Genomic DNA, 6,934 nt, shown 5'->3' with positions numbered 1-6,934 from the left:
ACTTTATCTGCACAACTGAGTTCTTTTAGTGTCAGGTCTTCTTCAGCAGTTAGTATGATTCTTAACGCGCTAGGCATCATTTATCACTTAATTTCGGAACTCTATCTATCTTACGTTTTTTTTGGTTGACCTACTTAATAGCGATGAATATATGGTCATCAGATTCAATGCGAACTGTGTTGAAAAATTTAGTCAAAAGGTTAAGAACTCAGTGGCTAAAATTAGGGAAGTATTGGCGTGTACCAAGCCCATCATCAATTACAGAAGCCAGGCAGAGATTGGGATGCCAGACGATAAGTCGGTTATTTCATCTGTTAGTACGTCCATTAGCAACAGCAGAAACTCCAGGAGCATTTTTATTTGGGCTAAGAAAAAAGGTTATGACAAAATTCTCTTACGTGTGATTTAGTACACTATTGAAACAGAACCAGAACAAAAAACTTACCGTCTGATTACCAGTCTGTTAGATCCTCAACTTTACCCAGCTTTCATCCTAGCTCGTAAATACCATCAGCGTTGGGAAGTTGAAAATACAATTGATGAACTCAAAACCCATCTTAATGGGCGAAAAACGCCTATTCACTCACTTAATCCCCGTGAAGTTGTCCAGGAAGTTTACGGTTGGCTTTTAGGACACTAGGCTATACGGTCTTTAATGTTCCAAGCCTCCCAACAAGTCGGCATCTCTCCTTTGCGTTTGGGTTTCACAGGCACTCTCAAAGTCATTCGTGCTGCAATACCTGAGTTTCAAAATACACCCGCCGAACAAATCCCTTTTTTTGGTCATGGTTGATCATGGAGATTCTAGATGAGAAAATTCCGCCTCGACAACACAGAACCAATCCTCGACTAGTCAAAAAAACTCGCTCCAAATTTCCGTCTAAAAAACCTTGCCACAGAGGAACTGGTACTCAACGCCAGCCACTCAATTTTTCCATTATCAATACTGCTTAATCCTTAACCGAAAAGTATTGATTATCAAGCCGAGCAAATTTGTTCTATTGGCTCAGGTGCAATTGAATCTACCGTTAAGCAAATTGACCGTCGAACCAAAATTTCTGGCGCACAATTGAATATTGATAATATTTCTTAAGTCCTTGCCCACCGTTGCGCTTATCTTAATGGATTAATCTTTGCTTGCTAAATAAAAACTGGGATGCTCCCTTCTCTCTTGGCGTATTTGGCGTACTTGGCAGTTCGTTTAATAATTAAGTACATCTTTATAGCGAATTGGTGTTACCTAATGAATTTGTTGAGTTTATCATCAAGATGATTTAGCAAGTTTTAAACCATTAGATTTAATAAAGGTTAGGAAAAGGATTATCTTAACAATATTTTATTAAAAATTAGTAAAACTAATTAAATACTTGCTATAAAATTTAATTGTCCATAGAATAAAAATAGTAAAAATTCCAAAATGAGATGATACTTATGGCATAAATCTTCTGATAGAGAGACAATAACAAGATTAAATTGTATTCTATTAATAATGTCATATTAAGGAAAATAGTTGTAAGGAAAAGTGCTTTTTATAAAGAAGTTAAGTACCGAAAACTGCTCAATATTATTACCAACAAAAATAGAGTGGAGTAAACAGATGAAATTTCGGCTAAGACGCCGTGGTTTTGGTAAATTGATGATCGTTAGCACAGTAGCGGCTACGATCAATAATTTTGTAGAGAAAACTGTAGGACAAACTCAAGTCCAAAAAACTACTTCAATACCGCAAACTTCGACACCTGAAACTATGAAGGTGACGCTGCAAGTAAACGGAACAGCACACAATTTACAGATTGAACCAGGTGTTACCTTACTTGATGCACTGCGGGAATACATAGGCCTAACTGGTAGTAAAAAAGGTTGTGACCACGGTCAATGTGGTGCTTGCACGGTGCTGGTTAATGGGCAGCGGATTAATTCGTGCCTGACATTTGCGATCATGTACACCGACGCTGCAATTACAACTATTGAAGGGCTGGAGCAAGGAAATAATCTGCACCCGATGCAAGCTGCGTTTATTGTCCGCGATGCATTTCAGTGTGGCTACTGCACACCGGGACAAATTTGTTCGGCAGTAGGTTTAGTTAACGAAGGACATGCTAAGTCAGATGGCGACATTCGGGAATTGATGAGCGGCAATATCTGCCGTTGCGGTGCTTATCCAAATATCGTGAATGCTGTCCGCGATGTTTTAGAAGGAAAAAAAGATGCAGCCGTTTAACTATAAAAAAGCAGGACAAACGGAAAATGCTGTGGCGTTGGTGGCTCCAGATAGTGAAGCCTCATATCTTGCCGGTGGTACCAGCCTAATCGATTTGATGAAGCTGAATGTTCAAACACCAAGAGAGTTAGTTGACATTAACCCACTACCGCTAACCAAGATAGAAATGCAGGGCAGCGGCGTGCGAATTGGCGCAATGGCACGCAATAGTGATGTTGCTTATAATGCGATGATTCAGGAGCGTTATCCTGTGCTGTCAGAAGCGTTGCTGTCTGGAGCATCGCCACAACTGCGAAATATGGCAACAGTGGGCGGAAATTTGTTACAACGTACCCGCTGCTACTACTTCCGCGACACTTCAATGCCCTGCAATAAGCGTGTTCCAGGTTCGGGTTGTGCAGCAATTGAAGGTTACAACCGTATTCACGCGATTCTTGGCGGTAGCGATCGCTGTATTGCCACTCATCCTTCCGATATGGCAGTGGCAATGATTGCACTCGATGCAGTTGTGCAAACACGCGGCCCGAATGGAGAACGCTGTATTCCGCTCGTAGATTTTCATCTCGTACCTGGCAATACACCCGAACGGGAAACAGTTCTACAACACGGGGAGTTAATTGTTGCCGTTGACTTGCCTGCTTCAAACTTTGCGAAGCGATCGCACTATTTAAAAGTCCGTGATCGCGCCTCCTATGCCTTTGCAATGGCATCAGTGGCGGCAGCGCTGGATATTCAAAATGGGATCATTCGCTCGGCACGCATTGCCTTGGGTGGGGTAGGAACAAAGCCCTGGCGTGCTTACGAAGCTGAAAGAGCACTTCTGAACAAGCCTGTAAACGAGGCAACATTTCAAGTAGCAGCGTCCGCAGCTGTTGCCGGAGCTAAACCTCAAAAATACAACGGGTTTAAGGTCGAACTGGCTAAACGCACAATTGTTAAGGCGCTGGCAACGGTGGGAGGAATGGCATGAATACAAGGGATACAAATACAGTAGTTGGCAAACCGCTAAACAGAGTTGATGGATATCTCAAAGTAACTGGCGGCGCACGCTATTCGGCAGAGTTTCCGGTAGCAAAAATGACTTATGGTGTGACAATTCAAAGCACGATCGCTAAAGGTAAGATTGCCAAAATCGATACAAAGGCAGCAGAGCAAGTACCGGGTGTATTAGCAGTTATTACCCACCTTAACGCACCCAAAGCTTCTGGAGAAAAGGGCGGCGGTCGCAAGCTGCAAGTCTTGCAAGATAACGTTGTGCTTTATAGCGGTCAGCACATTGGTGTCGTTGTTGCCGATACCTTTGAACGGGCTATGTATGCTGCCTCACTGGTGCAAGTTCGCTATGACGAAGAGAAACCAACCATTAATATGCGGGACAATCTCGCTAAGGCATACTTACCTAAGGGGAAAATCCCTAAAGAGGAGCCGCCCGATTCAACTCACGGCAATGTCAACCAAGGACTAGCGGCTGCGGCTGTCCGCGTCGAGCAAACCTATACTACACCAATAGAAAATCACAATCCGATGGAGCCTCATGCTACAACAGCGGTTTGGCAAGGCGATCAACTGCTGCTGTATGACGCAACTCAGGGAATTTTTTCGGCTCAACAAAAAGTTGCGGGGGTATTAGGAATTGAGCCAGAGAAAGTCCGCGTTATGTCTTACTTTGTTGGCGGTGGCTTCGGTTGCAAAGGGTCGGCTTGGTCGCATGTGCCTCTAGCGGCGATGGCAGCACGGCAGGTTAATCGCCCAGTGAAATTAGTTTTAGGTCGCATACAGATGTATGGGCCTGTTGGTTTCCGACCAGAGACAATTCAACAGGTTTCTCTTGGTGCAACCCGCGAGGGCAAATTGACTGCTCTGCGACACGCTGGGACTTCACAGACTTCAACTTTCGATGAATTTATCGAACCTGTTGGTAAAAGCGCCCGCATGATTTATGCTTGCCCGAATATCGAAACCAGCCACCGTCTTGTGCAGCTGGATGAAGGAACACCAACTTTCATGCGGGCCCCAGGAGAAGCTTCCGGGTCATTCGCCTTAGAATCGGCAATGGACGAACTGGCTTATGCGCTGAATATCGATCCGGTGGAACTGCGTCTGCGTAACCATGCTGATGTCGATCCCAGTAAAGGACTGCCTTGGTCGAGCAAGTCACTCATCCAATGCTACAGATTAGGAGCAGAAAAGTTTGACTGGCAAAAGCGCAATCCTAAGCCCCGTTCGATGCGAGATGGCAATTATTTGATTGGCTGGGGTATGGCAACAGCGACTTATCCGACCAACCGTTCTCCAGCATCAGCGATCGCTCAGATTATGGCAGATGGTACAGCCGTTGTGCAGAGCGGTTCGCAAGATATTGGTACGGGAACTTATACTGTGATGACTCAGGTTGCAGCTGAGGCGCTTGGTCTACCAGTTGAGAAAGTTCGCTTTGAACTAGGCGATACTAAGATGCCAGAAACCCCCGTTTCCGGTGGTTCGCAAACTGCCGCCAGTGTCAGCTCGTCTGTACATTTAGCGGGAAATCAAGCTCGCAGTCAGCTTTTGGAACTAGCACTTGCCGATCAAAAATCGCCGCTTTATAGTTTAAACGCTGAGGATGTGATTGCCGAAAATGGCAGCTTTTTCTTAAAAGATAAATCGTCTGCAACTGAAACATATCAGGCAATCTTGGCCAGGCATAGAATGAAAATGATCGAAGCGCGTGCAGATGCAAAGCTGGGAGAGGAACAAAAGAAGTTCTCAATGCACGCATTTGGATCGCAATTTGCCGAAGTTCGCGTTAATCCTGATTCCGGCGAAGTGCGAGTAACTCGCTGGGTGGGAACTTTTGGCGTTGGACGAATACTCAACGCTAAAACAGCCAACAGTCAACTCATCGGTGGAATTATCTATGGTATCGGTATGGCACTGATGGAACACACGGTAATAGACCAAAACCGAGGACAGGTTGTCAACCATGATTTAGCTGAATATCATGTGCCAGTGAATGCAGACGTTCCTGATATTCAGGTGTCGTTTGTTGATGAACACGATCCACATATTAACCCGCTTGGTGTCAAGGGAATTGGCGAAATTGGGATTACCGGTACGGCGGCGGCGATCGCTAACGCAGTTTATCATGCCACAGGTAAGCGCGTCCGTGATTTGCCAATTACACTAGACAAGCTGCTGTAGATATTGCGATCGCCGAAACGATGAAAGCTCAATCACACCTCGGCGATCGCAATGATATTTTGTAGTTTTTTTTACCAATCAGTAGAAGTCTCAGGGCTGATGACGATTAAAGTCAAATTTGGTACTCTTAGCTCGGAATCACTGTAGTTACATCCGTGACCGAGATGAGTAGTCGAACAGCCCGCTCCTACGCTTTCGTGTCAATTGCAGCGGCAATCGTCACTATTGCCCTAAAGTTTGGCGCTTACCTGCTAACCGGGTCAGTAGGTTTGCTTTCAGATGCTATTGAGTCAATTGTAAATCTCGTGGCAGCATTGGTCGCTCTATGGGCATTGACGTATGCTGATAAACCAGCCGATACCGAACACGCCTTTGGGCATTCCAAAGCCGAATACTTCTCCAGTGGTGCAGAAGGTGCGTTGATTGTAGTGGCAGCGATTAGTATTGCTGTTGAAGCTTGGGGACACTTGTTGCATCCAGAACCATTAACACAGCTGGGATTGGGGTTGGCACTCTCCCTATTTGCAACCGCAATCAACGGCGTTGTTGCCTTTATCTTGCTACGGGCAGGGCGACGGTTGCGTTCCATTACACTGAGGGCTGATGCTCACCACCTATTTACCGATGTGGTAACTTCGGGTGGTGTGATAGTTGGAATCTTGCTCGTCAAAGTAACAGGCGCTCTCGTGCTTGATCCAATTGTCGCACTGATAGTAGCAGCAAATATTACTTGGACAGGATTTCGTTTACTACGGGAAACCGGTAGCGCGTTACTGGATGCAGCTTTGCCTAAAAAAGAAATTGACGCAATCAAGAGCATCCTTAACGAGTACAAACATCAGGAAATTCAGTTCCATGCCTTGCGAACCCGCACTGCTGGAACCCGCCGCTTTGTTTCCTTTCATGTTCTTGTGCCTGGATCTTGGACAGTGCAACAAGGGCATGATTTGTGCGAGGCAATTGAGCTTGCTATCCTTCGGGTACTACCTTCAACCCACGTTACAACTCACCTGGAACCTGTAGAAGATCCAGTTTCTTGGGAAGATTTGGAGTTGGAGCGTCCGAGCAATCAGCAAATGCAAGATATGAGATAAGAGATTAATTGCTGCCGTTGAGCTTTAAGGAATCGTGCGATCGCATTTCTCATAAACTGCAACGTTGAATACTGCAAATGCGTAGGCGTAGCCAGCACTTCGACATGGTTCGACTGCGCTCACCAGCCGCTCAGTGACCACCGTAGGCATCGCCGAAACGATGAAAGCTCAATCACACAATTGGCGATCGCTAATTTCCAAACTCAATTAAGTTAATTAACTCTGCTGCTAATAATCTCCCAAATGTCTTGCTATCCATGAGTTTGCTTTGTTGGGGGTCTGCCGAAAGGTAGAGTCGAAGAGATGCACCAGAGTCTTAAAGCTATTACTAAGTAGGTGGGCGTGAAAAAACAATATATGTAAAGCAATATTAAGAAGAAAGATGGTTGTTGAATTTGAAACGTTCTGTACTGTAATTATTTCGTTGTCCTCTAGCTTC

At 45.1% G+C, this 6,934-nt stretch carries 5 protein-coding genes and 2 pseudogenes; 6 read left to right on the top strand and 1 reads right to left on the bottom strand.

Features of this window, described 5'->3' with window-relative positions:
- Positions 1-125 precede the first annotated feature (125 nt).
- From V7K49_RS19630 to V7K49_RS19605, 6 genes and pseudogenes are all read left to right on the top strand, one after another.
- Positions 126-793: pseudogene (locus tag V7K49_RS19630) on the top strand (transposase domain-containing protein); the annotation flags it as partial.
- Between the two features lie 183 nt (positions 794-976).
- Positions 977-1,212: pseudogene (locus V7K49_RS34730) on the top strand (hypothetical protein); the annotation flags it as partial.
- Positions 1,213-1,597: 385 nt separating this feature from the next.
- Positions 1,598-2,221, top strand: a complete 624-nt coding sequence (locus V7K49_RS19620; protein WP_335206981.1) for a (2Fe-2S)-binding protein — start codon at positions 1,598-1,600, stop codon at positions 2,219-2,221.
- Positions 2,208-3,191, top strand: coding sequence for an FAD binding domain-containing protein (locus tag V7K49_RS19615; protein WP_335206979.1), 984 nt, complete (start codon positions 2,208-2,210; stop codon positions 3,189-3,191). Before V7K49_RS19620 ends, V7K49_RS19615 begins: the two co-directional genes overlap by 14 nt.
- The gene (locus V7K49_RS19610; RefSeq protein WP_335206976.1) at positions 3,188-5,401 is read left to right on the top strand and encodes a xanthine dehydrogenase family protein molybdopterin-binding subunit; all 2,214 of its coding nucleotides are present in this window, start codon (positions 3,188-3,190) and stop codon (positions 5,399-5,401) included. The genes V7K49_RS19615 and V7K49_RS19610 overlap by 4 nt, the downstream gene beginning before the upstream one ends.
- A 164-nt stretch (positions 5,402-5,565) precedes the next feature.
- On the top strand, positions 5,566-6,495 hold the full coding sequence (locus V7K49_RS19605; protein ID WP_335206974.1) for a cation diffusion facilitator family transporter: 930 nt from the start codon (positions 5,566-5,568) through the stop codon (positions 6,493-6,495).
- Positions 6,496-6,519: 24 nt separating this feature from the next.
- Here the strand turns inward: V7K49_RS19605 and V7K49_RS19600 are convergent, their stop codons facing one another.
- The gene (locus tag V7K49_RS19600) at positions 6,520-6,645 is read right to left on the bottom strand and encodes a hypothetical protein (protein WP_335206973.1); all 126 of its coding nucleotides are present in this window, start codon (positions 6,643-6,645) and stop codon (positions 6,520-6,522) included.
- Between the last annotated feature and the right edge of the window lie 289 nt (positions 6,646-6,934).

Origin of the sequence: Nostoc sp. (assembly GCF_036919675.1) — a bacterium.
Lineage (GTDB): Bacteria > Cyanobacteriota > Cyanobacteriia > Cyanobacteriales > Nostocaceae > Nostoc.
This window is presented reverse-complemented; position numbering and strand designations above follow the sequence as displayed.

What these genes read in the sequence shown, in the direction of transcription:
- V7K49_RS19620 (WP_335206981.1), top strand. Translation starts at nt 1,598, where the DNA reads ATGAAATTTCGGCTAAGACGCCGTGGTTTTGGTAAATTGATGATCGTT.
- V7K49_RS19615 (WP_335206979.1), top strand. Translation starts at nt 2,208, where the DNA reads ATGCAGCCGTTTAACTATAAAAAAGCAGGACAAACGGAAAATGCTGTG.
- V7K49_RS19600 (WP_335206973.1), bottom strand. Translation starts at nt 6,645, where the DNA reads ATGCCTACGGTGGTCACTGAGCGGCTGGTGAGCGCAGTCGAACCATGT.
- V7K49_RS19610 (WP_335206976.1), top strand. Translation starts at nt 3,188, where the DNA reads ATGAATACAAGGGATACAAATACAGTAGTTGGCAAACCGCTAAACAGA.
- V7K49_RS19605 (WP_335206974.1), top strand. Translation starts at nt 5,566, where the DNA reads ATGAGTAGTCGAACAGCCCGCTCCTACGCTTTCGTGTCAATTGCAGCG.